The organism is Staphylococcus felis, assembly GCF_003012915.1.
Classification (GTDB): Bacteria; Bacillota; Bacilli; order Staphylococcales; family Staphylococcaceae; genus Staphylococcus; species Staphylococcus felis.
This window is the reverse complement of sequence record NZ_CP027770.1, coordinates 487,593-514,555: the sequence shown is the minus strand read 5'-3', so window position 1 is coordinate 514,555 and position 26,963 is coordinate 487,593. Positions and strand designations below refer to the sequence as shown.

Sequence of the window (26,963 nt, the reverse complement as noted above, 5' to 3'; positions counted from 1 at the left end):
TTCCATTCTGCTTGAATCCTGAGCACTTGTTCAACAACCTTGTGATAAACGGTGTTTCGCAAGTAGGATTCTCGACAGAATATCATGACTCGGCAAAATTTGAAGAACAATTTTGCTCGTCATTCCATTCTGCTTGAATCCTGAACACTTGCTCAACAACCTTGGTAAACGGTGTTTCGCATGCAGAGTTTTCGACATAACTTCGCAATTCTTTAAAATTTGAGGAACAATTTTTTGAATTGCTCGAGTTATGCTCAAACTCTAACCGCATGCTCAACAACCTTGTTTTTTATTTTGGTATGTTAGTAGTGTGTAGGTTGTTTCGAGGTAAGGGGTATGGATTTGATGGTGTTGTGCACGGTGATAAAGGTATCCTTGTATGGCGTCAACTTCTAAAGGTTGATGATTGATTGTGTCATAATACATACTTGTCCCCATTTCATCAGGATAGCCCTGATAGATTGCCATAATCTCATCTACAAGTGTAGAGTGAAACGTAATCCCTTCAGCCTGCGCGATATGTTGTCCTTCGATTAGGAGTTTGCGACATAGCGTATGCATCTCATGATGTTTAAGGACACGAGCGGTATCTCGACCAAGGGCGGTGACTGTGTTAATGCCTAAATTTACGAGCAATTTATACCAAATTTTGCATTCGATGTTTTCTTCAAGGTGTAATGTGAGTTCGGTATGAGATAACGTTTCAGCCAGTTGTTCAGTATGTGTATCACGTTGAATATGGATCGTTTGATCTCTAAAATGTACGACGTGATTGTCTTTTTTTTGTCCGCTGATATATACGACAGCTTGATATGCGCGATAGGAGGCTAATTGATCCAATTGACCATAACCATTTTGGGCTAAGATAACGATTGTATTTGGGTGTGCAATACGATTGAGATGTGGTATCACGTGACTTAGTTGATATGTTTTGACGGCAATCCAAATAACGTCAAATTGTCCAGATTCAGATGATAATGCATGTACTTTTATATCTTGCTTTTTTGACGTTTGTGCTTCTTCATATGTTATAGAGGTAGTGTGGCGGCCTAATAAAGTGACAGAGCTATGTTTTTGTAGTGCTACAGCAAGTGATGTACCTACAGCACCTGCACCAATAATCGCAATTTTAGTCATATAACTTCTTCCCCGTTCAATTTTTGTTTATACTAATGCATGTATTATAGTATAACAAAAAGGGTGAAGCTGAGTGAAAACTTTAAGTAATATTCAACAAATGAAACAAGACGGCGAAAAAATTTCTATGGTGACAGCATATGATTATCCGAGTGCTAAACAAGTTGAGTTGGCACAGATTGACATGATACTTGTTGGAGACTCATTAGGTATGACTGTTTTGGGTTACGAGAGTACAGTAGACGTAACGTTAGAGGATATGATTCATCATAGTCGTGCAGTACGTCGTGGTGCGCCCAATACATTTGTTGTGGTGGACATGCCTTTTGGTACAGTTGGAATTGATCGTAAAACAGACATTGAAAACGCAATCAAGCTTTATCAAGAAAGCAACGGGAATGCTTTAAAAGTGGAAGGGGCGCATCTGACAGAGTTTATGCAACAAGCTACAGCAATGGGAATTCCAATCGTTGCACACCTTGGTCTGACACCACAAAGTGTCGGTGTAATGGGCTATAAATTACAAGGCGCTACAAAAGAAGCGGCGCAACAACTCATTGAGGATGCCAAAGCTGTTGAACGTGCAGGTGCTGTTGCATTAGTATTAGAAGCGATTCCAAGTGATTTGGCAAAGGTAGTGAGTGAACAACTGACTATTCCAGTCATTGGCATTGGTGCAGGTAAAGATACGGATGGTCAAGTGCTCGTTTATCACGACATGCTTAATTATGGTGTTGATCGACAAGCCAAATTCGTCAAACAATACGATGATTTTTCAATCGGTATTGCGGCGTTAGAGCAATATAATGGTGAAGTCAAAAGCGGTGTATTCCCATCAGAAGCATATACGTATAAAAAACAAATTATGAGTGAGGTAGAAGCATGACAGAAGTCATAACAACAATTCAAGATATGCAAAAATTGACATCAAGACATCGTTTAGAAGGAAAGACTATTGGCTTTGTCCCAACTATGGGAGCATTGCACGAGGGTCACCTCACAATGATGCAACAATCAATTCGTGATAATGACATCACAGTGATAAGTGTATTCGTTAATCCGCTACAGTTTGGACCCAATGAGGACTTTGATGCGTATCCAAGACAAATAGAAAAAGATGTTGCAGCCGTGGAAGCAATTGGGGTGGATTATGTTTTTTATCCAACAACAGAGGAAATGTATCCTGATGAACTAGGGATTGAGCTAAGAGTTGGGCGATTAGCGCAAGTTTTAGAAGGAGCCAAACGTCCAGGTCATTTTGAAGGTGTTGTCACAGTAGTTAATAAATTATTTAACATCGTTCAACCGCACCATGCTTATTTTGGTAAAAAAGATGCGCAACAGTTAGCAATTGTTGAAAAAATGGTTCGGGATTTTAATCATCCTATACACATTCATGGTGTAGATATTATTCGAGAGCCAGATGGCCTCGCTAAAAGTTCACGTAATGTATATTTAACAGCGAAAGAACGTCAAGAAGCGGTACATTTAAGCCGAAGTTTGAACATGGCTTATGAGTTATATCAGCAAGGGGAAAGACACAGTCAAGTGATTATTGATGAGGTCAAAAATTATTTGGAAACGCATACGAGTGGTCGAATTGAAGAAGTAGCGGTGTATAGCTACCCAGAATTACGAGAACAACATGAAATTGAAGGGCGTATTTTCATTTCATTAGCTGTGAAATTCTCAAAAGCACGTTTAATCGATAATGTGATTATTGATCCAAACGACACATCTCAAGCATCAAAATAAGAAGATTATTGAACTGTTGAAAAATAGATTTAAATGCAGTATGATGAATCAATCAAAATACTTTGGAGATGAAAAAGAATGATTAGAACTATGATGAATGCCAAAATCCATCGTGCACGTGTGACAGAATCTAACTTGAATTATGTCGGGAGCATCACAATTGACTCGGATATTTTAGATGCAGTTGATATCTTACCTAATGAAAAAGTAGCTATCGTAAATAATAATAACGGTGCGCGCTTTGAAACGTATGTTATTGCGGGTGAACGCGGTAGTGGTAAAATTTGTTTGAATGGTGCAGCATCACGATTAGTCGAAGTAGGAGATGTTGTCATTATTATGACGTACGCACAACTCAACGAAACTGAAATCATGACACACAGCCCTAAAGTAGCAGTGATGAATGAGCATAATCAAATCGTTCAAATGATTACAGAAAAAGAAAATACAATCGTTTAAACAAGATGTTACCTAACTAGAGGTGGAACATCTATATATAAGCTTGTTCAAAAGAGCAGTAAAGCATATCTATAGTGATAGGGTGCTTTGCTGCTCTTTTGTTTAATTGATAAAGGTTAAACATCAGGCAATTTGAAGATTGAAATGCTACAATTTTGTGACGTAAATCATAATAAATTTATATTTTAGCCCTTTTTTATTGTCATTTTAGTTTTAATGTGACATACTCTTTATAAATAGTATGACATAATAAATGTGAGGTGTATAAAAATGACGAAATACGTATATGCTTTTGATGAAGGGCAAAAAGATATGAAAGATTTGCTCGGTGGTAAAGGTGCCAACTTATCAGAAATGAAACGCCTTGGCTTACCAGTACCTGATGGATTGACGATTACGACAGAAGCTTGTATTGATTATTTAAAACAAAATGAAACGTTATCAAGTGAAGTGATTGAACAATTAACAAAACAGCTTGATGCATTTTCGAATCGAACAGGTAAATCTTTTTCGTCAGATGAGAATCTGTTACTCGTATCTGTGAGAAGTGGTGCTAAAATTTCGATGCCAGGTATGATGGATACGATTTTGAACTTAGGTTTAAATGATGAGAATGTTAAAAAACTAGCTGACAAAACTGGAGATGCACGTTTTGCATACGATTGTTATCGCCGTCTTTTACAAATGTTTGGTGAGGTTGTGTATGGCATATCAATGTCAGCATTTGATACATATTTTAATGCATTTAAAGCGCAACATGGCTACGATAATGATGCAGACATCTCTGCTGAAGGGCTACAAGATATTTGTGAACGTTACAAAGCCATTTATACAGAAGAAGTGTACAAACCGTTCCCGCAAGATCCGAAAAAGCAATTACTTGAAGCAGTAGAGGCTGTGTTTAGATCATGGGATAACGACCGTGCCCGCGTATATCGTGACCTAAATGAAATTCCTCATGATATTGGAACAGCAGTGAATATTCAAGAGATGGTCTTTGGAAATAGTGGTCCTAAAAGTGGGACAGGTGTTGCATTTACACGTGACCCTGGTACAGGAGAGGCACGATTATTTGGTGAATATTTACTCAATGCGCAAGGCGAAGATGTTGTTGCAGGTATTCGGACGCCACAAGATATTTCAACATTAAAAGATCAAATGCCACACGTACATCAAGAGTTTGTAGAGGTTTCACAGCAACTCGAAACGCATTATAAAGATATGCAAGATATTGAATTCACGATTGAAAATGAAAAATTATATATACTTCAAACGCGAAATGGCAAACGTACAGCTAAAGCGGCAGTCAATATTGCCGTGGATTTAGTTGAGGAAGGTATTTTGACAAAAGAAGAAGCTGTAGCGAAAGTGGACGTGAAATCGATTGATACATTGTTACATCCGACGTTTAAAGAAGAAGCGTTAGAAGTCGCAGAAGTGGTATCGAAAGCTGGTTTACCTGCAAGTCCAGGTGCAGCAACAGGCAAAATTGTCTTTTCAGCTGAGGAAGCTAAATTACGAGCAAGTGCAGGAGAAAAAGTCATCCTCATGCGCCCTGAAACGTCTCCTGAAGATATTGAAGGTATGATTGCGAGTGAGGCCATTGTGACAACGCATGGGGGTATGACATCTCATGCAGCAGTTGTCGCAAGAGGTATGGGAAAATGTTGTGTGACGGGGTGCTCAGATCTTGATATCAATACAATTGAAAAAACAATCACTTATCAAGGACACACTTTACATGAAAATGATGTCGTGTCTGTAGATGGTTCTAAAGGTGATATTTACCTTGGAGAAGTCGAGACAACAAATGCCGAACATAGTCCATCTTTTGAGCAGTTGATGCAGTGGGCTGAGGAGATTGCTCGACTCAAAGTACGCATGAATGCTGAAACGAAACCTGACATTAAGATGGGATATCAATTTAATGCGACGGGTATTGGTCTTGTACGTACAGAACATATGTTTTTCGGGGCGGAACGATTGATTGAAATGAGACGCTTTATCTTATCTTCAGATGACACTACACGTATACAAGCGTTAAATCAAATTCGAAGCTATCAAACGGAAGACTTTGAAGCCATTTTCCGCTTGTCTGGTGAACGTCCAACGATTGTACGCTTATTAGATCCACCATTACATGAGTTTTTACCGAAATCTGAAGAAGAAATCCAAAATGTGTCACAACAATTGGGCATATCTGATATACAACTTAAACAGCGTATTGACGAATTACATGAAACAAACCCAATGTTAGGACATCGTGGCTGTCGTTTGGCTATTACGTATCCGGAGCTTTATGTGATGCAAGTTGAAGCGATTATGACTAGTGTGCTTCGTTTAAAAGAAGAAGGTGTCATATGTCAGCCAGAGATTATGATACCACTCATATCAACAGTTGAAGAGTTTAATATTTTGAAATCGCAAATTACAGATGCAATTCATACACTTGAAACAGAGAATAATCAAAAATTACCATACTTAATTGGAACAATGATTGAGACGCCACGTGCGTGTATGATTGCTGGTCAATTAGCTGAAGTATGTGATTTCTTCAGTTTTGGTACAAATGATTTAACACAACTCACATATGGATTTTCACGTGACGACGCTGGAAAATTCATTAATGACTATTTAAATCACAATATTTTAGAGGTAGATCCATTCCAAACGATAGATGTTGACGGTGTAGGGGCTATGATTCGTACAGCTGTAGCACAAGCCAAAACAGTTAATCCAAGTATTAAAATAGGAGTATGTGGAGAACTAGGTGGCGATCCAAAATCAATACATCACTTTAACGGTCTCCAAATTGACTACGTGTCATGTTCACCATTTAGAGTACCTGGTGCCATCTTAGCAACAGCACAAAGCGAAGCAGAAAGTAGGAGATAGCGTGACAGAACGCCACTTAAGTATTTTTATCGTATCAGATTCATTAGGCGAAACCGCACAACGTATGGTGCATGCCGTAATGAGTCAGTTTCCAACGCTCGAACAAGTCGAGATTAAGAAATTTTCATTTATAAAAGATAAAGCAGAGTTAATCAATATATTAGACCTTGCAAAAGACAGATCCGCAGTTGTTGTCACAACACTTGCATTAAAAGAATATCAATCAGCCGGAAAAGCTTATGCGATGGAAAAAGGTATTCAATATGTCGATTATATGTCTCCATTAATGAAAATTGTTGAAGACAAATCAGGGATTATACCGACAGAAGAAACGGGTATGATTCGAAAATTAGATGAAGAGTATTTTAAGCGAATTGAAGCGATAGAGTATTCTGTAAAATATGATGATGGTAAACATTTTACAGATATTGGAGAAGCAGATGCTTTAATATTAGGCGTATCACGAACTTCTAAAACCCCTTTGAGCATGTATTTAGCGAATAAAGGGTACAAAATCGCAAATATTCCACTTGTTCCAGAAGTAGCTATTCCTGAAACAGTCTATCAACATCCTGACTTGAAAGTATTTGGACTCACAGCCAGTCCAAAATACATTATGAATATACGTACAGAACGTGTGAAAACGTTAGGCATTACCGGTCGTGCGACATATAATAATTTAGATCGAATCAAAGAAGAACTTGCATATGCTGAAGAAATCTTTAAAAAATTAGGCGCAACGGTCATTAATACAGAATACAGATCTATTGAAGAATCAGCCTTTTATATAGAAAAGTTTTTATAAAAATAGGTTAGATATACACAAAAAATAAACAGCTCTAAGATGGTTTTTAATAAAAAAATTGTCTTAGAGCTTCTTTTTTATTATAGTATTTTGTATTTATGGCTGCGGGACAGCCTCAGCCTGTAGTCTTCGGCTAGTCCTGTTCCCTCAGGAGTCTTGTCATAAATATGATTATATAGTGACGTATTGGTCCTTTAAAAAAGTAAGGCACTTTCGTATAATTTAATAAATGCCACTAAACTAAATTTTCTGATGTACCTTATGTATAAAGAATATAACATGACTCAATTGATACTATCGATAGAAGCATTCCTAACAATAAATGATCATGTTATGTCAATGATAGGTAGAATCAATCTTTTATTTTGAGAAAATATATTGGAGGAAAAAAATGAACGAAATTAAAGCAAGATTTATGAAAAATAATAGAATTCATACGATACCTAGAAAAGAGATAGATAAAAAAGCACTAATGGAGTTGATTACTTTAGAATTTGAAAGGGAAAGAATTTATAGTGAGAAAGAAATAAATTTAATATTACAGTCTTTTTATGATGATTATGCGTTATTGAGACGATATATGATAGACTATGCATTATTATCTAGAGATAAGGAAGGTAAGGGATACCAATTAACAGCCAGAAATAAAGGAATTAAAGAAGATGTATGAAGCTAGGTTAAATAAATTGTTTATTATATTTAATACGTCGATTTTATCGGGTATTGCACTTTTTTCACCTATTATATATATCTTTTTAATTAACTTAGGTTATACTTTTATCGAAGCTGGACTGTATTTGTCTATTTTTTGGGGTGCGGCAGCTATCAGTGAATTACCTACTGGAATATTGGCGGATACCATAGGACAAAAAAGAATAGTTATATATAGTTGTTTAATGAGAGCATTTGGATTAATACTTCTAGTAAATGAAAGCTTTTTTGTATTAATTCTATCGGGTATTTTAACAGGGGTAGCCGAAGCTATGTTGTCGGGGAGTTTAGGGAGCTGGTACATGAACCAACTAGCAGAGAAAAAAAGTGTGAATTTAGAGCGTGTATTTTCTAAAGTAGCATTATTTGGTTCTTTATTCTCTTTAATAATAGGTTTCATTAGTGCTGAGTTTTTATTTAAAATGCATACTACTCTTCCGATAATATTAAGTGCTGTATACTTCATTGGGTTATCGTATTTGATATACATTATTTTACCAGAAAGAAAGGTTAAATCAGAGGTTGAAACCCTTAATGATGGAGTTAAGAAAGTAGAATCGTTATGGTATGAAAACTTTAAGAAACTTTTGTTGGTATTTAGTGGAGATAAATCTTTAGTATTGATATTAATTATATTAGTCGTACCTACTATTCTTGACATCGGTCCATCGAACCAATGGCAGGTCGCTTTTAAAAGTAACATCACCTATTTATGGGTAGGAATTTCATTGATTGGGATGATAACAAACCTAATTATTCCGAAAATTCCTAAAATTTTCAGTGGTCTTAAAGAAATCATTGTATATATATATGCATAGATATGATTATTATATTTATTATCACACTTGGTGAATATTCTATTGTATTTTTTATGTTACATATTATTATATTTACTATTATTAGTATTAAAATAAATGTGTATATGCATAGAGGTTTAGTTAAAAGCGATAGTATAAGGTCTTCATTTATATCGTCATTTTACACTATAGAATCTGTTATAACTATGTCCTTGTTACCGTTAAACGGATATGTATCACAACAAAAAAATATCTTTTATGCATGGGATATGTTCATATGTATTTGTTTACTTTTAGTTATAATAAATTTGACAATGCTAAAGATGCGAGGTAAGAAGTTGCGAATATCTCGATAAATAATACACCAAAAGAATCGATTAAGTAAAAGTTAATTTTTATTTAATCGATTCTTTATTTGGACTATGAACGATGTTCTAGCCCAGTTCTGATCTATAGAAGTTATTTAATGCGTCGTCCTCGATTGTTTGTAGTAGGTACTAAAAAATATAAGACTGCAAATACAATGACAGAAAAAAATGTTACAATTGCAGTTATGGTAGGACTGAGATTAAATAGTACAGATGATAGAGCACACAATGTACTCAAAATAATAGCAATAAGATAAACTGTGTCTTTAGATTTTTGAGTCATTTTTTTCACCTCTTTATTCAATTTAATCATATCAAAACCGCTAAAATATTCAATACTGATATATATAAGGTTATAAATATTTATAAATTAAAAACGTTTATACTATTGCTTGATGGTTTGGAGTATGGTATATTTACGACAATAAAATTACAGATACTTTACCGCTTTAAAGTGGAAGGGGAGAACGAAATTGTCACAGCGATCACAGTGGAAGACGTCAACTGGGTTTATTCTCGCTAGTGCTGGTTCTGCGATAGGGCTCGGAGCTATGTGGAAATTTCCCTATATGGCAGGATTATACGGCGGCGGTGCATTCTTATTAATGTTTTTAATCTTTACGATTTTAATAGGTTTGCCGCTATTAGTTATGGAATTTACAGTCGGCAAAGTTGGACGTACATATACTACAGAGATATACGAAAAGCTTACGGGAAAAAAATGGCTTAATATTATAGGATGGAATGGTAATATTGCCGTATTTGTTTTATTTGGTTTTTACAGTGTTATTGGTGGATGGATTGTGATATACATCGGTATCGTCTTGATGCAATTAATAAATGTATTGCCTCAAGGGCTGAGTACAATTCACTTTGAAACGATTATTAGTAATCCTATCTATACAATTCTCGGGCAATTTATTTTTATTGGCTTAACATGTGTTATTGTGATGCTAGGTGTTGAGAAAGGTTTGGAGAAAGCATCTAAAATTATGATTCCCTTGTTATTTATTTTCTTGTTAGTCATTGTCGGAAAAGCACTCACTTTGGACGGGGCTTTTGAAGGGGTTCGATATTTATTAGAGCCTAGAATTTCAGAAATAACAATGGAGTCGATGTTATTCGCATTAGGCCAATCATTTTTTGCTTTGTCATTAGGGACGACAGGTATGATTACCTATGCGAGCTATGCGCCAAAAGAAATGACAATCAAATCATCAGCGCTAACCATTGTCGTAATGAATATATTTATATCTATTTTAGCAGGGCTTGCGATATTCCCAGCACTTAATGCGTTTGGTTATGAACCACAAGAAGGGCCAGGGTTACTATTCAAAGTGTTGCCTTTAGTTTTTGAGAAGATGCAATTTGGAACGTTTTTTTATGCAGTATTTTTAGTTTTATTCTTGTTTGCTGCGCTAACGTCGTCTATCTCACTTCTTGAATTGAATGTGTCTAATTTAACGCGAAATGATAACTCAAAGCGATTAAAAGTGTCGCTGTTGATAAGTATTGCTGTTCTGATTATCAGTGTCCCAGCGATGTTGTCATTTGGCTCATTAAGTGAGTTAAAGTTTGGTGCAGGAACGATATTTGATAATATGGATTATTTAGTTTCTAATATTTTAATGCCTTTAGGTGCACTTGCGACTACATTAGTCGTCGGACAGGTTTTAGATAAAACGATCTTAAAGAGAGGTTTCGGTGCCGATCGGTTTAAGTTATTTTATCCATGGTATATTCTTGTGAAATTCGTATTACCCTTTGTTATATTACTTGTTTTTGTTTTACAATTATTCTAATAGATAATCAAAATCATAAAAGTGGCATTGAAACCATATTGTGGAGACTAGATGTGAGTATCCAGACATATTGATTTCAATGCCACTTTTTTAATAATCTAATGAGTATCAAACGTGGGGCAAAAGGGTTAAAATTTACCAGTTTGTACAAAATGACACAGTTTTCTCATCATATGACGACTTAACTGTTTGTCACGGTCTGATACATATGCGCCATGCGCTGTTAATATGTCCAAACGTCCCATCCAAAAGATAACATCTAGTATATGGTAAGGTGTGGCAAAATCGGGATGTGTTGGATGGGCCCATGTAAATTCGTATGTCCATACAGTTGTATATTGTGATAAGGTTTCGTAAAGGTTTTGAAAAGGCTTTTTAAAATAGTACATTGTAATAAAGTCACGTTGTTGCTGTGCTGTTTGAATCTCGCTTTCTTGTGGCACTTTAAGACCAGCTCTTTGAATAACAGCTTGAAATTGTGCTGGTAGTAGGCGTTTATGCTCATTCGCGATATAAATATCTCCTTCTGATTTTGTGATACTAAGTAATATTGGGATGCGGACATTGTGATAAGTCGAATCGATGTGTTCGGTTTCAATGGGTTGATACAATAACTCTAATCCTTTTGATTTCCCGTAGTGTTCTTGGTGTTTCTCCATTAAGAAAAGCATTTCTGAACTTGAGAGTGTTTCGAAGTCTCGCGCACCTAAATGTTTTGTTTTGAGCGCGGAAAATTCATGGGCCTTCTGATTGCCATCTTCTAAACTGTCCATTTTTAGGATGCCACTGAGTAAGATGGCATTTTTAATGAGTGGACGTACGCTTGATATTCGTAAAAGTGCTTCGATACTCATAGCTCCAGCTGATTGTCCCATGAGTGAGATATGGTTAGGATGACCACCAAACGCCTCAATATATTGGTGTACCCATTGGATAGCACATATTTGATCAGATAGACCATTATTTTTATCCCAATCACTATTCACAGTAGACCAATCTAAAAAGCCTAAAGCCCCTATACGATAATTCAGTGTGACTACTATCACATCTTCTTGTTTAACCATTTCATGTGGTTGATATAAGTCTTGTGCGCTGTGACCATTTAGAAAGCTTCCACCATAGATATAGATAATGACAGGAAGAGGATGCGTCACTTTACGATTAGGTCGCCAAATATTTAAATATAAGCAATCTTCATTTTGTGTGTATTGGTGGTCTGTCACTGCAAAAAAGCGTTCGAGTGAGTTATGAGGTTGGATAGGGATGTCAGACCACTGTGTCGCATCAAGCACACCTTGCCATTGATCGATGGGGTGCGCATGCAAAAAGCGTAAAGCACCGATTGGCGGCTTAGCATAAGGAATCCCTTTGAAACAGTCGTACCCAGTGTGACGTTCGCCCTTAACATATCCGAGTTTGGTATGTACAAGACACATTTTTTCACCTTCTATTTTACATATTTATCATTATGTTACATCAGTCGATTGTAAAGTAAAAATATAAGGCAATTCATCAAACGCTATTGAAACGGTGTATAAAATAACTTATAATTCTTATTGTTAAACTAAGCTTTATAATGAGGACGGGAGGATCACTGTTGAAAAACTTTGATTTAATAGGTTATACACCACTGGTTTTGTTAGAACATTACAGTGATGAAAACATTCAAATTTATGCAAAACTGGAAATGTACAATCCAGGGGGAAGTATCAAAGACAGGCTTGCTAAACATTTAATCGAGCAAGCGATAGAGTCAGGTAAAATCCATGAAGGTGACACAATTGTCGAAGCAACAGCAGGCAATACCGGTATAGGCTTAGCGCTCGTAGCCAATCACTATCATCTCAACTGTATCATTTTTGCACCGGAAGGATTTTCAGAGGAAAAAATTGGGATTATGCGCGCGCTAGGTGCAACAATATATCGCACTCCAAAATCTGAGGGGATGATGGGTGCACGTCAAGCTGCAAAATGTTATGCTGATGAACATCAAGCTTATTATACGAATCAGTTTGAGACGAATGATAATCCCGCTGCATATCAACAGACATTAGCTGAAGAAATACTAAAAGAAGTACCTGATATCACACATTTTGTAGCAGGCGCAGGGTCTGGGGGAACGTTTTCAGGTGTGTCAGAAGTTTTCTCTAAACACCAGATTAAATGTTTAGTTGTAGAGCCAACTGGATCAATATTAAGTGGTCAACCTAAAGGGTCACATGACATAGAAGGGATTGGCGTAGAAGAATGGCCACGTTTTTTAAACAAAGTCTGGATTGATAGGATAGAAGTTGTGTCGGATAGGGTTGCTTTTCAACATGTCAAAGATATTGCAAGATATGAAGGTATTCTAGTTGGAAGCTCTTCTGGTGCAGCGCTTGAAGGGGCAATTCGTGAAGCAAAACGAATCCGAAAAGGTAAGATTGTTGTCGTATTCCCGGATGGGAGCGATCGGTATATGTCTCAAAAAATATTTGAATATGGGAGCGAATAATCATGAAGAAAAAAACACAAATGGTACATGGAGGTCAAACGACAGATCCATATACTGGTGCTGTAACAACACCTATTTATCAAACAAGCACATATAAGCAAGATGCGATTGGTGAATTGCGACAAGGTTATGAGTACTCAAGAACTGCTAACCCAACGCGTTCATCTTTAGAGTCTGTAATTGCTGATTTAGAAGAAGCCCAACATGGGTTTGCGTTTGGGTCAGGAATGGCCGCGATTAGTGCTGTTATCATGTTGTTAGACCAAGGTGACCACATTATTGTTGGTTCAGACGTTTATGGAGGCACTTATCGTGCAATGACTAAAGTATTTACACGTTATGGCATTTTGTTTGATTTTGTTAATACGACAGATGTTGCAAATATTGAAGCTAAAATTAATGACAATACGAAGATGGTCTTTATTGAAACGCCTTCTAATCCGTTGTTACGTGTGACTGATATTAAAGCAGTCAGTCAACTTGCACAACAACACGATTTGATTACAGTAGTGGATAACACATTTATGACACCTTATTTCCAAACACCTTTAACATTAGGTGCAGATATTGTTGTTCATTCTGCGACAAAATATTTAGGGGGGCATAGTGATGTAGTGGCTGGACTTGTTGCATTGAATGATGATGCATTAGCGGAACGTATTGGTTTTATTCAAAACTCAACTGGCGGCGTACTTGGACCACAAGACAGTTATTTACTTGTACGTGGCATTAAAACATTAGGATTACGTTTAGACCAGATTCAACGTAATGCAGAAGCAGTAGTAGCGATGTTAAATGAACATGATAGTGTTGTACGTGTGTACCATCCAAGTCAACCGTCACATGTAAACTATGAGGTGCATCAATCTCAATCAGAAGGAACACCGGGGATTGTTTCATTTGAAGTTGCAGATGTTGAAAAAGCCAAGCATCTTGTCAAGCAAACACGATATTTTACACTTGCAGAGAGTCTAGGTGCTGTAGAAAGTTTGATTTCTGTGCCAAGTCTCATGACACATGCTTCAATACCTGCTGAAATTCGAGCTAAAGAAGGGATTGCCGATGGATTAGTACGACTATCACTAGGAATTGAAGATACGGCAGATATTGTTGCAGATTTAAAACAAGCATTGGACACATTATAGAAACAATTATATAAAGCGGACAATAAAAAATAATGTTACATTGAGTACACCTTAAAAGTTGGATGATGAAGCTAACTTTTGAGGTGTTTTTTATAATGTGGATAAATAGATGTATCTCAAAATATTTGACTGAATATTACATGGCTTATTCTAATACAATTATGTAGTGAGAATTTTTAGAAGAAAAAATAAAAACTTGAATGTTTTCTAATGTTTTATTTGCATAACTAATACTTAATAATTATATTGTGTTTTGTTATTTGTAATCATAATGTTATATAACCGATATATTTATTTCATGAGGCAAGGTGTATAATGTTTTTAGAATATTTTAGTCACTAATTCATTAATTAAGGAGGGACCCTTTGTGCAAAAAAAATTATTAGCAGCAATCGTTGGGACATCTGCGTTAGCAACATTAGCAGCAGTAGATGCTGATGCAGCGACAACGTATCGTGTTAAAGCGGGAGACTCGCTGTGGTCTATTTCAGCCCAATACGGTATTACTATTAGCCAATTAAAAGCAAACAACAACTTAACATCTAACCTTATTTTTCCGAATCAAATTTTAACCATTTCTGGACGCGCACAAACTAGTCGCAATACTAATACGTCAAGTAACACATCAACTGTTTACACAGTTAGAAGTGGAGACACATTATCTCAAATTGCTGCACGTTACGGGACAACATATCAAAATATTATGCAGTTAAATGGTTTATCTAATTTTATAATTTACCCAGGCCAACAATTAAAAGTAAGTGGTTCATCAACTGTTACCCGACCAGCACAACCTACGCAACAAGCGAGAACTAATAGTGGAAGTTCATCATATTATACGGTTAGAGCTGGCGATTCGTTATCATTAATTGCATCAAAATATGGCACAACTTATCAAAGTATTATGCAACTTAATGGACTGACGTCATTCCTTATTTATCCAGGTCAACAACTTAAAGTGACTGGAACAAAAACGCAAACGACAACACAAACTGCCATTTCGAATACATCAACTGCTAGTGGTTACTATTCGCCTATATTCAATCATATGAATTATTATGATTGGGGACAATGTACATGGTATGTATTTAACAAACGCCAATCAATTGGGAAAGGTATTAGTACATATTGGTGGAATGCAAATACGTGGGACGACAATGCATTACGTGATGGTTATACAATTGACAATAGACCAGAAGTAGGTTCGATTTTACAATCTGATTTAGGATATTTAGGTCATGTTGCTTTTGTTGAACGTGTTAATTATGATGGTAGTATTCTCGTTTCAGAGATGAACTATAGTGCGGGACCAGGCATTTTGACATATCGTACGATACCGGCTTATGCTGTCGGCTCATATAAATACATTCATTAGTAATATATCGCAAATATAAAAAAGAGGATAAAGTTAGTACAGCAAATCTTTGGAGTTGAGCATGTGTAATCTCTCGGTGTAAAAGACATGTCTACATTCCAAAATGCTTATTCTAACAGTATCCTCTTCATTTTTGATTAGGGTTTCTCAGGTCATCTTAACGTGATTGAATCGCTTTGATTTTTTTAATTGATGATGTGACTTGGCGAGTTAAAGAAAAAAGAGACCATGCTTTCACAAATTTATTTTTAGAACCAAGTGAAAGATAAGTGTCTAATACAACATCTGCTAGGCCAATCACAATTGAAGCATAGCTCAATTTTTTGTGTTTTGATCGATATACATACGCATTGTAGACATCAACAGTCATAGATGCGCCCGATAAAATCATAGATAATGCACTTAATCCCTTATTCGATTTTTTTGCCATTTAATATCGCTCCCTTAAACTGAAATCATCATTGCTATTAGTATAACATTTTTGATATATCTGTCGTGTATGTTGCTTACTACAACTTAAGGCTGAGAAAAAATCATACCAATTCATGAACATGTAATAGATGAAACATAAATGTAATTTTGTTATGATTAATATGCATAGACATGTATATAATTTGTGTTTATTTGTTTAATATTTTTATAAATATTAATAAAGATGGAACAGCACTAAGGAGTGAATTTAATGAATCAATTTTCGAAAATAATGTTAGCAACAAGTTTGTCCGCAACAATGATGTTGGGCGCGGTTACTGTAACGCAAAGTGATGATTCTGCACAAGCAGCCACTCAATATCAAAAACCATATTACACATATAAAGGTGTTTTCAATTATCAAGATAATAATGCATTAAGAGACAAAACATTTTATAATGCATTAAAAAATGACAATTTTAAATATGAAAACCTTAAAGTGGGTGAATCCACTCAAGAAGATGTTGAAAATGCGTTGGGTTCAAACTTGAAAAAATATTATCAAGAAAAAGGCATTATGTATTATGAAAGAAATGACATTATTGTCGGTATTAAAGATGGAAAACTAGTGGATTTGACACTTTTAGTTGATAAAGTGAAAAATAGTAGCCAAGATATGGCGAGTCACGTTAAAAAAGGCGAAGTATATGACACGGATTCAACGTATGTTGCATTTTATCGTGGTAATTCAATAGTGATTAAGTCTAAAACAATTAGTCAAAAATAATATATGATAAATGAAACAGGCTGGGACATCAATCCCAAAATATAGCGTAGAGATGGTTCAATCATGAATCACCTCTACGCTTTTCTGTTATCAATCATTCGTATTGTTTAGCTCGCATTTCCTAGGGGGATGGGGCGAGCCGTACCCTATTTCCTCAGGCGTCTCGCCAACAATACGACGTGATATACATGTAATCTTACTTTAAAATACTTTAAAAAATACACTTTCGTATCATTGAATGAATCATCTCATTATAAGAAAACTTCGAGATATTTATGTCTCACCGCTCTTTTTAAGTTTGAATATACATTTTGAGATGTTTAGCTGTTACAGATGATTCAATGTTCAAAATGTCTTGTGGTGGACCACTAAATAAAATATGCCCCCCTTGCGTTCCAGCTCCCGGACCGATATCTACAAGCCAATCTGCTTGAGTCATCATAGTTAAATTATGTTCAATTAAGATAACAGTGTTGTGATCATGAATAAGCGACTTAAATCGTTCTTGTAAAATCGGTATATCATCTTCGTGTAATCCGGTTGTAGGTTCATCAAAGATAAATGTTTTTCCGGTTACAGATTCCGTAAGATATCGGCTTAATTTGACGCGTTGAATTTCACCACCAGACAATGTGTCTAAAGATTGGCCAAGCGTCATATAGGACAGTCCTGTAGATTGTAATGCTTTAAGATGGGTGCTTATTTTAGCATTTTCCTCAAAAAGGTCAATGCCTTCTTCAACTGTTAAAGCGAGTACGTCTGCAATGGATTGGCCATTTACTTTCGCTTTGAGAACTTCGGGTTTGTATCGCATCCCATGACATACTTCGCAAACTTGTGAAAAGTCCGGCATAAACGCAAGTTCAGTTTTTAAAACGCCTTTACCATTACAATTCGGACAGGCGCCTTCAGAGTTGTAACTAAACAAACTTTTCTTAAGGCCTGTTTCTTGACTGAAGAAACTTCTTACATCGTCAAAAACGTCCATATAAGTTAGTAAATTAGAACGATTAGAGGCGTGTATAGGCTTTTGATCAATAAAAATGGTGTCGGTATCACGTTCAAATCCTGCGCGAATAAGAGAGCTTTTGCCAGAACCAGCGACGCCTGTAATGATGGACAATGCATATTTAGGGATGTCGACTGACACATTTTTTAGATTGTGTTTTGAAATGTCCTTTAGATGAAACCATTCAGTATATACTTGTGTACTAGGTTGATTCAGCTGATGGTTTCGTAGTAATGCTTGTCCTGTATCAGTGTTGGATTGTAGTAATTCATCATAACTCCCTTGAAAAATGATGCGTCCACCATTTTGACCCGCTTTAGGACCTATGTCGATAATATGGTCTGCAATTTTGATGACGTCTGGGTCGTGTTCAACGATAATGACACTATTGCCTTTGTCACGAATACTAAGCATAATATCGTTAATTTTTTCAATATCTTCTGGATGAAGGCCAACGCTAGGTTCATCGATGATATAAACTAAGTCTGTTAATGGACTGTTGAGATGACGAATCAGTTTAATACGCTGAGATTCGCCACCAGATAACGTTGTTGTTTCTCGGCTTAATGTTAAGTAATTTAGGCCGATATGGTTTAATGCTTTAAGCTGATGCAAAAGAGGTTCGATAATTGTCTTTGCCTTTTCACTTTCGATGGATTCTAAAAAAGGGATGGTCTCCTCAATGGTGAGCGCAGTAAAATCTGCAATACTTAAGTTGTGAATCTTACAACTTAATACTTTTTGATTGAGTCGTTGGCCGTGACATGTCGGACATTGTTGTTTTGTGACGACGCGCTCGACATCTTTTAAAAATCGCTTTTTCTCGAAGTTATCATTCAGTAAAAAAGAACGACGAAAACGATGTATTAATCCTTCAAATTTAGCTGTTTTTGGCCAATTTGATGGAGGGTTCTTAAGTTTGGTAGGTTTAGTATACAAGAAGGTGTCGAGTTCTTTTTGAGTATAGTCTTTTAACTTTTTATCGTTATCGAAAAGCCCTGAATAGCGATACCGCTTCCCACGCCAACTATCCGGCTTGAAAGATGGAAAGTTAATAGCACCTTCATTTAAAGAGCGGTCAAAATCGATGAGTTCTTGTAAATCGATATCTTCTACATAGCCTAGGCCTTGGCACGTTTGACACATTCCATTTGGGTTGTTGAATGAAAAGACGTCAGAATAGCCTACAAAAGGTTCCCCGATACGTGACCATAAAAGCCGGACAGATGCATATATATCTGAAATGGTACCTACTGTCGACCGTGAATTCCCGCCTAACCGTTTTTGATTGATAATCATAGCAACAGGTAAGTTTTTGATATGGTCTACATCGGGTTTTTCATATTGTGTTAGTTGATGCTGTATATAACTTGAATAAGTTTCGTTTAGTAATCGTTCAGATTCAGCTGCAATCGTATTGAAAACGAGTGAAGACTTTCCCGAACCTGATCGACCCGTGACGACGGTAAGTTGATATTTAGGTATCGAAACATCGATATTTTTTAAGTTGTTTTGTCGAGCGCCTTGTATTTGGATATCTGCCATGATTGATCGCCTCCAGTTTAGCCTTTACCCTCTTTTTCATTTGAAGATGCAGCTTCTTGAATATGAGGATCTGTCTCAAAGTCGTTAAATTGAATGGGTAAACGATGAGCGTTTTTAACGAGCCATGCGGTAATCATTGCTGTAATAGGGATGCAAACTGCAATCGCAATACCTCCAAGGACAATAGTGATGAGCTCTTGAGTCAATAATTTAGCGTTAATTAGATGGCCTAATGAATAATGTAAATTGAAAAACCAAAAAACAAGCGTTAAAGATCCTCCTATTAATGCCAAATAAATTGTATTAGCAGATGTCGCTAATATTTCACGACCTACGCGCATGCCAGAGTGAAATAAATCATGTTGACTTAAGTCTGGATTAGTTTCATTCAGTTCATAGATAGGCGAGCTAATGGTTATTGCTAAATCAATCAATGCTGCAATGACTGCTAGGATTACCGTGAATATCATAAATTGCTCGATATCCATCCCGATATTAAGTGAGAAAATATAAGTCTCATCTTGTTCTTCAGTCGTAAAACCTTGTAAATGGCCAGTATGTACAGACCAGTAGATCCCACCTAGCATTAAAATAGTTGTGACGATGCTAGAAATGAAAGCGGCAAAAGTTTTGATATTAAATTGATTTAATACAAAGAGATTAATGGCGGCAATGACAATGCAAAAGACAAAAGTGACAAGATATATTGGGATGCCAAATAACATTAAAATCAATGCGATAATTAAGATAACGACATTTAAAAATAGTGTCAAAAAAGAAATAAAGCCTGTTTTACCACCAAATACTGTCATAAGTATGAGTAATATCAGCCCTAAAATTAAAACAGCATTCATGAGAGAAAAGCTCCTTTCCATTTTTGCCAAACTTGCATCAGTACAATTGTAATTGGAATTGTCAGAGCGATGCCGATACCGCCAGTGATTGCCCGGGAAATTTCAAGTGACCAATTCATTGAGATGCTATAGGTTAGAGTATTGCCATTTTTGAGATATATTAAGAACATCGGTAATGCCCCTGCTAAGTATGAAAATAATAAAATGTTTGTCATCGTCCCCATAATATCTCGGCCAATATTTCGTCCGGCCTTGATCCACCGCTCTGTTGAAATGTGCGGTGAACGTTGTAAGATTTCGTGCATACCACTTGAAATCGTGATTGCCACGTCCATAACAGCACCCAATGTCCCGATTAAAACGGATGCAAAAAAGACGATTTGAGGTTGAATGGTCAAAAAGTTCATCGTTTCATATTTAATGCCTTGACTATGGGTGAGTGTAATCACAAGCCAAGCAATACCGACACATATAAATGTCCCTAACAATGTACTCAAAATCGTAATAACTGTTCGTTTCGTCCACCCTATAACGAATATTAGTGTCAAACTGGTTGAAAGTATGACTGCTAGTGACATCATCAAAAAAAGGTTCAAGTTTGGATTATATTGATATATCATAATTGCCAAGATAATGGCCATGGTATTAATTATTAATGAAGCAATCGATTGTAACCCTACTTTCTTCCCAACGAGTAAAAGTGAGATAAAAAAGATACTGATTGTAGTGACCACTAAAGTATCGCGTTTTTTCTCAGTAATATATATAGATTGCTCAGACTGCCCTATATGTAGTAATACGCGATCACCTTGGTGGTATGCTTGGGCTTCAGATTTAGATGCGTTATAGCGATGTTTGACTGTGACGATTTGCCCTTTGTCATTTGTATTAAGTAACTTAATATGTAGTGTGTCTGTATAAATCACATCTTGATTATGGTGCTCATCCGTTGTTTTTTGACTTTGATGTGATGTGACTTTTGTGACCTCTCCTAGCGGGGACTGGTAAAATTGTGCGTTAAAACGCGTAAATATGATGCAACCTATTGCAATGATAATGCTTGCTAGAATCATATAGGTCCAATTGCTTTTGATATATTTGTTGAGCATAAAATCAAACTCCTTAATGATACGTCGTGTGTTGTTGTATATGTTTAGTGAGAATATGAATGACATCTTCAAGCAATGGTTTTTGTAATTCATTGCGGTAAATGAGGTAAACACTCTTTTTGAAATCAGTGTGAGACAGTAAAACTTGTTTCCACTGTTCATTCCGACTATATAAGTTCAAGTAAGTTGGTGCAAGTACAAACCCTTTTTGATTTTGCAAAATAAATCGAGCGAATTGAGGGTTATTAATGGTATAGACGGGATGTATTGCATGTTGATGTAAATATGTTTTTAAGTCATATGGTAAAGGCTCGTAAATATACAGCGTTTGTTTTAATAAATCTTTGAGTGGGGGATTGGGAATGTTTAATAAAGGCGTATCTTTATGGCCGTATATAGCATACGCTTCTTCGTATAATGCGATGTTCCGATATTCTGATTGAGAATCTGAGTGTGTAGTTAAAGCGATGTCAATGGATTGCTCATGTAACGCACGTAAAATCAATGCGTCTTCAATCATGTTCGGGATGATAGTGACTTCAAGAGTGTTTTCAATCAAAGCCAAAATGGTTGGTAATATTTGTGTGACAGATCCATTTGAATAACCTATACGAATGGTGTGGCGCTCAGTATCGGCATATGATTGAAACTGAGACACTGTAAAATGCACTTGCTCTAAAATACGTTCGGCATCATTTAATAAACGTTTACCTTCTGATGTTAAAAAGACATTACGGCCACGTCTATAAAACAAAGTGGTATTTAACTCTTTTTCTAATTGACGTATATGCTTACTCACTGCAGATTGCGCAATATTCAATTCGAGGGCAGCTTCAGATATATGTTCGCGTTTGGCTACTTCTACAAAGTATTTTAACTGTTTAATCTCCATTTTTTAATCTCCTTTATATTAAAGTATCTCAAAAAGAGAATGATTTAATCTCATACATATATTGATGAGATTAATTATATTCTATATAGTAAAAACATTACAGAAAAGAGGTGTCAGAAATGTCAAAAAACTTATTTAAGCATACCTATGGATTATATGATGAGCGCGAAGAACATGATGCGTGTGGGATTGGGTTTTATGCCAATATGAATAATAAAAGGTCGCATCAAATAGTTGAGAAGTCTTTAGAGATGCTCCGTCGTTTAGATCATCGTGGTGGAATAGGCGCTGACGGCATTACAGGTGATGGTGCAGGTATCATGACGGAAATTCCATATGCTTATTTTGAGCGAGTGACATCTTTCAACTTACCCAATGAAGGTGAATATGCGGTTGGGATGATATTTTCAAGCGAAACCATTTCTGGCACAGTCCACGAAGAAGAAATTGCAACACGTTTTTCAAATGAAGGATTGCATGTCGAAGGGTATCGGTCGGTGCCTGTTGATGTAGGGTGTCTTGCACCGCATGTTGCAAAGACGATGCCAGTTATTCAGCAAGTCTTTGTGACTAATGCGACAGCCTCACATTTTGATCAGGCATTATACCTCGCACGAAAACAGATTGAAAAATATAGTAGTGAACAAGGACTTACGCTATACTTTGCGAGTTTGTCGAGACGAACAATTGTATATAAAGGGTGGTTGAGATCTGATCAAATTCAAAGTCTTTACATTGACCTTCAACAAGAGGATTATGTGTCAAAGTTTGGCTCTGTTCATTCTAGGTTTAGTACGAATACATTTCCAAGTTGGGAACGTGCTCACCCGAACCGTTTACTCATGCACAACGGTGAAATTAACACAATTCAAGGTAATGTGAATTGGATGAGAGCACGACAAAAGAAGTTGGTAGAAACACTCTTTGGAGACGATGCATATAAAGTGCACGACATCGTCAATCAATCTGGTAGTGATTCGGCTATTGTTGATAACGCGCTTGAGTTTTTAAGCTTAGCCATGCCACCTGAACAAGCAGCGATGTTACTGATACCTGAACCATGGCTGTATAACCATAGCAATCATCCAGATGTTCGTGCCTTTTACGAATTTTATAGTTATTTAATGGAGCCTTGGGATGGACCTACAATGATTTCTTTTTGTGATGGTGACAAGCTAGGTGCGCTAACTGATCGGAATGGACTGAGACCTGGCCGATATACGATTACAAAGCAAAATGAAATTATCTTTTCATCAGAAGTTGGTGTGGTTGATGTTTCGGAATCAGATGTTGTATATAAAGGACAACTTAACCCGGGCAAGTTATTGCTCGTTGATTTTACACAAAACAAAGTCGTTGATAATGACGAATTGAAATTGTCTATTGCTAAGAAAAACCCTTATCAAGCGTGGCTTCAATCAAAAGATGAGGCGCTTGATTTAGAGAAAGTCCTTTACCAAGCTGAATCATTCGACCGAGTCGCGTTATTGAATGATCAACAAAGATTTGGCTATACACGAGAAGAAATTGATAAATATCTTACAGAATTAGTGACTGCACAAAAAGATCCTATCGGTGCAATGGGCTATGATATGCCTCTTGCAGTTTTAAGTGAACAGCCTGAATCCTTATTTAATTACTTTAAACAGCTCTTTGCAGAGGTGACGAATCCACCTATTGATGCATACCGTGAGAAAATAGTGACAAGTGAATTAACGTATTTGGGTGGTGAAGGTAACTTGCTTAGCCCGGATGAAGAAGCGCTAAATCGTGTGCAACTTAAGCACCCGATATTAACGCAAAATCAATTAGATGTTATCGAAGCTGAAGCTTTAAAGTGTGCTTATTTCTCAACGGGTTATAGCGATGGCTTAGAGTCGGCATTAACAGCTTTAGGTCGTAAGGTCATTCAGGCAGTCCAAGAAGGTGCAGAGGTTATCGTTCTTGAAGATCAATCTGTTTTAGCATCAAAACAATATGCGATGCCGATCTTACTTGCTGTGAGTCATATTCATCAACTATTGATTCGTGAAAATTTAAGAATGCAAACGAGTATTGTAGCCTCTTCAGGTGAAGCGCGTGAAGTCCACCATATTGCGTGCTTGATTGGATATGGTGCAAATGCTGTTTTACCGTATCTTGCACAACGGACGATTGCCGATTTAACAGAGCAAGGTCGACTGGACGGCACGATTCATGACAATGTGACAACGTATAATCAGACGTTAGCTGAAGGGCTCATTAAAGTCATGGCCAAAATGGGCATCTCGACAGTTCAAAGTTATCATGGCGCACAAATATTTGAAGCGGTCGGGATAGGAGAGGATGTTATAGCACGTTACTTTACAGGGACAACGTCAAAATTGTCGGGAATTTCTCTTGAAACGTTAGATGCTGAAAATAAGGCGCGTCAGTCGAATAAGGGTGATGTACTTAGCGCAGGAAGTACGTTCCAATGGCGCCAACAAGGCCAGTATCATACATTCAATCCAACTACGATTCGTTTATTGCAGCAGGCTTGTCGAGAAAATGATTATGATAAATTCAAAGCTTTCTCAAGTGTAGCGAATGAGCATACAACGAGTCATATCCGAGATTTGTTTGAGTTTAAAAAGGTTCAACCTATTGATATTAAACATGTAGAAACGGTTGATCGTATTGTGAAACGTTTTAAAACAGGTGCGATGAGTTATGGATCAATCTCTCAAGAAGCGCATCAAACGTTAGCCGAAGCAATGAATCAAATCGGTGGAAAAAGCAACAGTGGGGAAGGCGGAGAGTCTTTAAGTCGTTATCACGTTCAAAGTGATGGACGTGACTATCATAGCGCGATTAAACAAGTAGCCTCAGGACGTTTTGGTGTAACGAGCTATTACTTAAATCATGCTTCTGAAATTCAAATTAAAGTTGCTCAAGGTGCGAAACCTGGAGAAGGTGGACAATTGCCTGGAGGTAAAGTCTATCCATGGGTTGCTGAAGTGCGTGGCTCTACTCCAGGAATCGGATTAATCTCGCCACCACCACATCACGATATCTACTCTATCGAAGACTTAGCGCAATTAATCCATGACTTAAAAAATGCGAATCATCAGGCTGATATCACAGTGAAACTCGTTTCAAAATCAGGTGTCGGTACTATTGCTGCAGGTGTTGCCAAAGCGTACGCCGATAAAATTGTGATAAGTGGCTATGACGGCGGTACAGGGGCTTCACCTAAAACGAGCATCCAACATGCAGGTTTGCCGTGGGAGTTAGGCCTGGCTGAAACACATCAAACATTAATGCTTAATGGACTAAGGTCGAGAGTCAGATTAGAAACGGATGGAAAACTGCTTACAGGACGTGACGTTGCTTTTGCCTGTATGTTAGGTGCGGAAGAATTTGCTTTTGCAACTGCGCCTTTGGTTGTACTCGGATGTATCATGATGCGTGTCTGTCATAAAGATACGTGTCCTGTTGGTATCGCAACGCAAAACGGTGAACTCAGGCAATTGTTTACAGGTAAAGCGCAACATGTTGTGAATTACATGCATTTTGTTGCACAAGAGCTTCGAGAAATCATGGCACAGCTTGGTGTAGCGTCAGTTGATGAACTCGTTGGACGTACAGATTTATTAAAGCGTGCTATGCGTGTCTCAAACCATCCAAAAGCACGGGATATGCAACTCGATAAGTTGTTACATCGTTACGAAGGCGAGCGTATCAAAACAATTTCACAGCAACATGGTGTATTAAGTAACCTTGATGCGACAGCTATCGTATCCGAAGCGCAAACAGCTATTGAAAAAGGGGAAACATTCGTAGGGCGTTATAAAGTCGGTAACGTACAACGTAATGTAGGTGTACTGACTGGTAGTGAAATTACAAAAGTTCATGGCTTAGAAGGGTTAGCAGACGATACGATTACTATAGAGACAGAAGGACATGGCGGACAAAGTATAGGTGCTTTTATACCGAAAGGATTAACAATTAAACATACTGGAGATGCAAATGACTACGTTGGTAAGGGGTTATCAGGTGGTAAACTAGTCATTAATGCACCGAATCCATCGAGAGAAGACAACATTATTGTAGGTAATGTTTGCTTTTACGGCGCGACAAAGGGTGAAGCTTATATTAACGGACGTGCAGGTGAACGTTTTTGTATTCGGAACAGTGGTGCTAACGTTGTTGTAGAAGGGGTAGGCGATCACGGCTTAGAATACATGACTGGCGGGCGCGTAGTCATTTTAGGTGATGTAGGTAAAAACTTCGGACAAGGGATGAGTGGTGGTGTGTGTTACCTTTTTCCATCGCAAGTAGAAACATTTATAGAACAATGCCAATTAGATACGTTGGATTTTGATACAGTTAAAGATCCGAAAGAGCAAAGTCAGTTGCGATTCATGATTGAAAACCATGTTAGCTATACGAATAGTATCAAAGGACAAAAGATTCTTGATCACTTTGAAACGGAGATTAATCGATGTATTAAAATCATTCCAAAAGATTATAAAGTTATGACACAAAGAATTGACGACTATCAAAAACAATTTGGAGCACGAGAAAAAGCAGTTTTAGCCGCATTCAATGATCATACACAAGTTCAACAAGCATAATTTGAAAAAAGATTA

Annotated in this window: 21 protein-coding genes; 13 read left to right on the top strand and 8 right to left on the bottom strand. The window is 36.9% G+C overall.

Annotation, left to right across the window (positions count from 1 at the left end; translation table 11 throughout):
* Positions 1-273: 273 nt before the first annotated feature.
* Positions 274-1,137: an oxidoreductase gene (locus C7J90_RS02520; protein ID WP_103208658.1), complete on the bottom strand. Its 864-nt coding sequence runs from the start codon at positions 1,135-1,137 to the stop codon at positions 274-276.
* 73 nt (positions 1,138-1,210) lie between these two features.
* Between C7J90_RS02520 and panB the strand changes: the two genes are divergently transcribed.
* The 7 genes from panB to C7J90_RS02485 all read left to right on the top strand — a co-directional run bounded on the left by panB (position 1,211) and on the right by C7J90_RS02485 (position 8,580).
* Entirely contained in the window at positions 1,211-2,023 is an 813-nt protein-coding gene (panB, locus tag C7J90_RS02515) for a 3-methyl-2-oxobutanoate hydroxymethyltransferase (RefSeq protein WP_103208657.1), read from the top strand.
* Positions 2,020-2,892, top strand: a complete 873-nt coding sequence (panC, locus tag C7J90_RS02510; protein WP_103208655.1) for a pantoate--beta-alanine ligase — start codon at positions 2,020-2,022, stop codon at positions 2,890-2,892. The genes panB and panC overlap by 4 nt, the downstream gene beginning before the upstream one ends.
* A gap of 78 nt (positions 2,893-2,970) precedes the next feature.
* Entirely contained in the window at positions 2,971-3,351 is a 381-nt protein-coding gene (gene panD / locus C7J90_RS02505) for an aspartate 1-decarboxylase (protein WP_103208654.1), read from the top strand.
* A gap of 270 nt (positions 3,352-3,621) precedes the next feature.
* Positions 3,622-6,246, top strand: a complete 2,625-nt coding sequence (gene ppdK / locus C7J90_RS02500; RefSeq protein WP_103208653.1) for a pyruvate, phosphate dikinase — start codon at positions 3,622-3,624, stop codon at positions 6,244-6,246.
* Between the two features lies 1 nt (position 6,247).
* Positions 6,248-7,051 carry a pyruvate, water dikinase regulatory protein gene (locus C7J90_RS02495; protein WP_103208652.1) on the top strand — a complete coding sequence of 268 codons (804 nt, stop codon included), beginning with the start codon at positions 6,248-6,250 and terminating at the stop codon, positions 7,049-7,051.
* 391 nt (positions 7,052-7,442) lie between these two features.
* A complete protein-coding gene (locus C7J90_RS02490; RefSeq protein ID WP_167388985.1) occupies positions 7,443-7,721 on the top strand; it encodes a DUF2087 domain-containing protein in 279 nt (92 codons plus the stop codon).
* A complete protein-coding gene (locus tag C7J90_RS02485; RefSeq protein ID WP_103208651.1) occupies positions 7,714-8,580 on the top strand; it encodes an MFS transporter in 867 nt (288 codons plus the stop codon). Before C7J90_RS02490 ends, C7J90_RS02485 begins: the two co-directional genes overlap by 8 nt.
* Positions 8,581-9,018: 438 nt before the next feature.
* Here C7J90_RS02485 and C7J90_RS02480 read toward each other — a convergent pair whose 3' ends face one another.
* Positions 9,019-9,210 (bottom strand): hypothetical protein, encoded by a 192-nt coding sequence (locus C7J90_RS02480; RefSeq protein WP_103208649.1) that lies wholly within the window; start codon positions 9,208-9,210, stop codon positions 9,019-9,021.
* A 190-nt stretch (positions 9,211-9,400) separates the two neighbouring features.
* Between C7J90_RS02480 and C7J90_RS02475 the strand changes: the two genes are divergently transcribed.
* The gene (locus C7J90_RS02475) at positions 9,401-10,729 is read left to right on the top strand and encodes a sodium-dependent transporter (RefSeq protein WP_103208647.1); all 1,329 of its coding nucleotides are present in this window, start codon (positions 9,401-9,403) and stop codon (positions 10,727-10,729) included.
* A 128-nt stretch (positions 10,730-10,857) separates the two neighbouring features.
* Here C7J90_RS02475 and C7J90_RS02470 read toward each other — a convergent pair whose 3' ends face one another.
* Positions 10,858-12,165 carry a carboxylesterase family protein gene (locus C7J90_RS02470; RefSeq protein ID WP_103208645.1) on the bottom strand — a complete coding sequence of 436 codons (1,308 nt, stop codon included), beginning with the start codon at positions 12,163-12,165 and terminating at the stop codon, positions 10,858-10,860.
* 161 nt (positions 12,166-12,326) lie between these two features.
* Here C7J90_RS02470 and C7J90_RS02465 point away from each other — a divergent pair, with 161 nt between their 5' ends.
* The 3 genes from C7J90_RS02465 to C7J90_RS02455 all read left to right on the top strand — a co-directional run bounded on the left by C7J90_RS02465 (position 12,327) and on the right by C7J90_RS02455 (position 15,743).
* A complete protein-coding gene (locus C7J90_RS02465) occupies positions 12,327-13,223 on the top strand; it encodes a PLP-dependent cysteine synthase family protein (RefSeq protein ID WP_103208644.1) in 897 nt (298 codons plus the stop codon).
* Between the two features lie 2 nt (positions 13,224-13,225).
* Complete coding sequence (locus tag C7J90_RS02460; RefSeq protein ID WP_103208642.1) at positions 13,226-14,368, top strand: bifunctional cystathionine gamma-lyase/homocysteine desulfhydrase; 1,143 nt, start codon at positions 13,226-13,228, stop codon at positions 14,366-14,368.
* A gap of 367 nt (positions 14,369-14,735) precedes the next feature.
* Positions 14,736-15,743 carry a LysM peptidoglycan-binding domain-containing protein gene (locus tag C7J90_RS02455; protein ID WP_103208640.1) on the top strand — a complete coding sequence of 336 codons (1,008 nt, stop codon included), beginning with the start codon at positions 14,736-14,738 and terminating at the stop codon, positions 15,741-15,743.
* A gap of 157 nt (positions 15,744-15,900) precedes the next feature.
* Here the strand turns inward: C7J90_RS02455 and C7J90_RS02450 are convergent, their stop codons facing one another.
* On the bottom strand, positions 15,901-16,173 hold the full coding sequence (locus C7J90_RS02450) for a hypothetical protein (RefSeq protein WP_103208639.1): 273 nt from the start codon (positions 16,171-16,173) through the stop codon (positions 15,901-15,903).
* A 252-nt stretch (positions 16,174-16,425) separates the two neighbouring features.
* On the opposite strand from C7J90_RS02450, the gene isaB reads away from it, so the two are divergent.
* Positions 16,426-16,941 carry an immunodominant staphylococcal antigen IsaB family protein gene (gene isaB / locus C7J90_RS02445; RefSeq protein ID WP_103208637.1) on the top strand — a complete coding sequence of 172 codons (516 nt, stop codon included), beginning with the start codon at positions 16,426-16,428 and terminating at the stop codon, positions 16,939-16,941.
* A gap of 292 nt (positions 16,942-17,233) precedes the next feature.
* Here the strand turns inward: isaB and C7J90_RS02440 are convergent, their stop codons facing one another.
* The 4 genes from C7J90_RS02440 to gltC are packed head-to-tail and all read right to left on the bottom strand — an operon-like array spanning position 17,234 to position 22,350.
* Entirely contained in the window at positions 17,234-19,495 is a 2,262-nt protein-coding gene (locus C7J90_RS02440; RefSeq protein WP_103208636.1) for an ATP-binding cassette domain-containing protein, read from the bottom strand.
* Positions 19,496-19,512: 17 nt separating this feature from the next.
* Entirely contained in the window at positions 19,513-20,349 is an 837-nt protein-coding gene (locus C7J90_RS02435) for a YibE/F family protein (protein WP_103208634.1), read from the bottom strand.
* Positions 20,346-21,458: a YibE/F family protein gene (locus C7J90_RS02430; protein ID WP_103208632.1), complete on the bottom strand. Its 1,113-nt coding sequence runs from the start codon at positions 21,456-21,458 to the stop codon at positions 20,346-20,348. Before C7J90_RS02430 ends, C7J90_RS02435 begins: the two co-directional genes overlap by 4 nt.
* A gap of 13 nt (positions 21,459-21,471) precedes the next feature.
* Positions 21,472-22,350 carry a glutamate biosynthesis transcriptional regulator GltC gene (gene gltC, locus C7J90_RS02425; protein ID WP_103208631.1) on the bottom strand — a complete coding sequence of 293 codons (879 nt, stop codon included), beginning with the start codon at positions 22,348-22,350 and terminating at the stop codon, positions 21,472-21,474.
* Between the two features lie 119 nt (positions 22,351-22,469).
* Between gltC and gltB the strand changes: the two genes are divergently transcribed.
* Positions 22,470-26,948: a glutamate synthase large subunit gene (gltB, locus tag C7J90_RS02420; RefSeq protein ID WP_103208629.1), complete on the top strand. Its 4,479-nt coding sequence runs from the start codon at positions 22,470-22,472 to the stop codon at positions 26,946-26,948.
* The last annotated feature ends 15 nt before the right edge of the window (positions 26,949-26,963 follow it).

Bases quoted from the DNA above. Each gene is read 5' to 3' on its own strand.
- panC (WP_103208655.1), top strand. From the start codon at position 2,020: ATGACAGAAGTCATAACAACAATTCAAGATATGCAAAAATTGACATCA.
- C7J90_RS02470 (WP_103208645.1), bottom strand. From the start codon at position 12,165: ATGTGTCTTGTACATACCAAACTCGGATATGTTAAGGGCGAACGTCAC.
- isaB (WP_103208637.1), top strand. From the start codon at position 16,426: ATGAATCAATTTTCGAAAATAATGTTAGCAACAAGTTTGTCCGCAACA.
- gltB (WP_103208629.1), top strand. From the start codon at position 22,470: ATGTCAAAAAACTTATTTAAGCATACCTATGGATTATATGATGAGCGC.
- C7J90_RS02430 (WP_103208632.1), bottom strand. From the start codon at position 21,458: ATGCTCAACAAATATATCAAAAGCAATTGGACCTATATGATTCTAGCA.
- C7J90_RS02480 (WP_103208649.1), bottom strand. From the start codon at position 9,210: ATGACTCAAAAATCTAAAGACACAGTTTATCTTATTGCTATTATTTTG.
- gltC (WP_103208631.1), bottom strand. From the start codon at position 22,350: ATGGAGATTAAACAGTTAAAATACTTTGTAGAAGTAGCCAAACGCGAA.
- C7J90_RS02450 (WP_103208639.1), bottom strand. From the start codon at position 16,173: ATGGCAAAAAAATCGAATAAGGGATTAAGTGCATTATCTATGATTTTA.
- ppdK (WP_103208653.1), top strand. From the start codon at position 3,622: ATGACGAAATACGTATATGCTTTTGATGAAGGGCAAAAAGATATGAAA.
- C7J90_RS02520 (WP_103208658.1), bottom strand. From the start codon at position 1,137: ATGACTAAAATTGCGATTATTGGTGCAGGTGCTGTAGGTACATCACTT.
- C7J90_RS02490 (WP_167388985.1), top strand. From the start codon at position 7,443: ATGAACGAAATTAAAGCAAGATTTATGAAAAATAATAGAATTCATACG.
- C7J90_RS02460 (WP_103208642.1), top strand. From the start codon at position 13,226: ATGAAGAAAAAAACACAAATGGTACATGGAGGTCAAACGACAGATCCA.
- panD (WP_103208654.1), top strand. From the start codon at position 2,971: ATGATTAGAACTATGATGAATGCCAAAATCCATCGTGCACGTGTGACA.
- C7J90_RS02440 (WP_103208636.1), bottom strand. From the start codon at position 19,495: ATGGCAGATATCCAAATACAAGGCGCTCGACAAAACAACTTAAAAAAT.
- C7J90_RS02485 (WP_103208651.1), top strand. From the start codon at position 7,714: ATGTATGAAGCTAGGTTAAATAAATTGTTTATTATATTTAATACGTCG.
- C7J90_RS02435 (WP_103208634.1), bottom strand. From the start codon at position 20,349: ATGAATGCTGTTTTAATTTTAGGGCTGATATTACTCATACTTATGACA.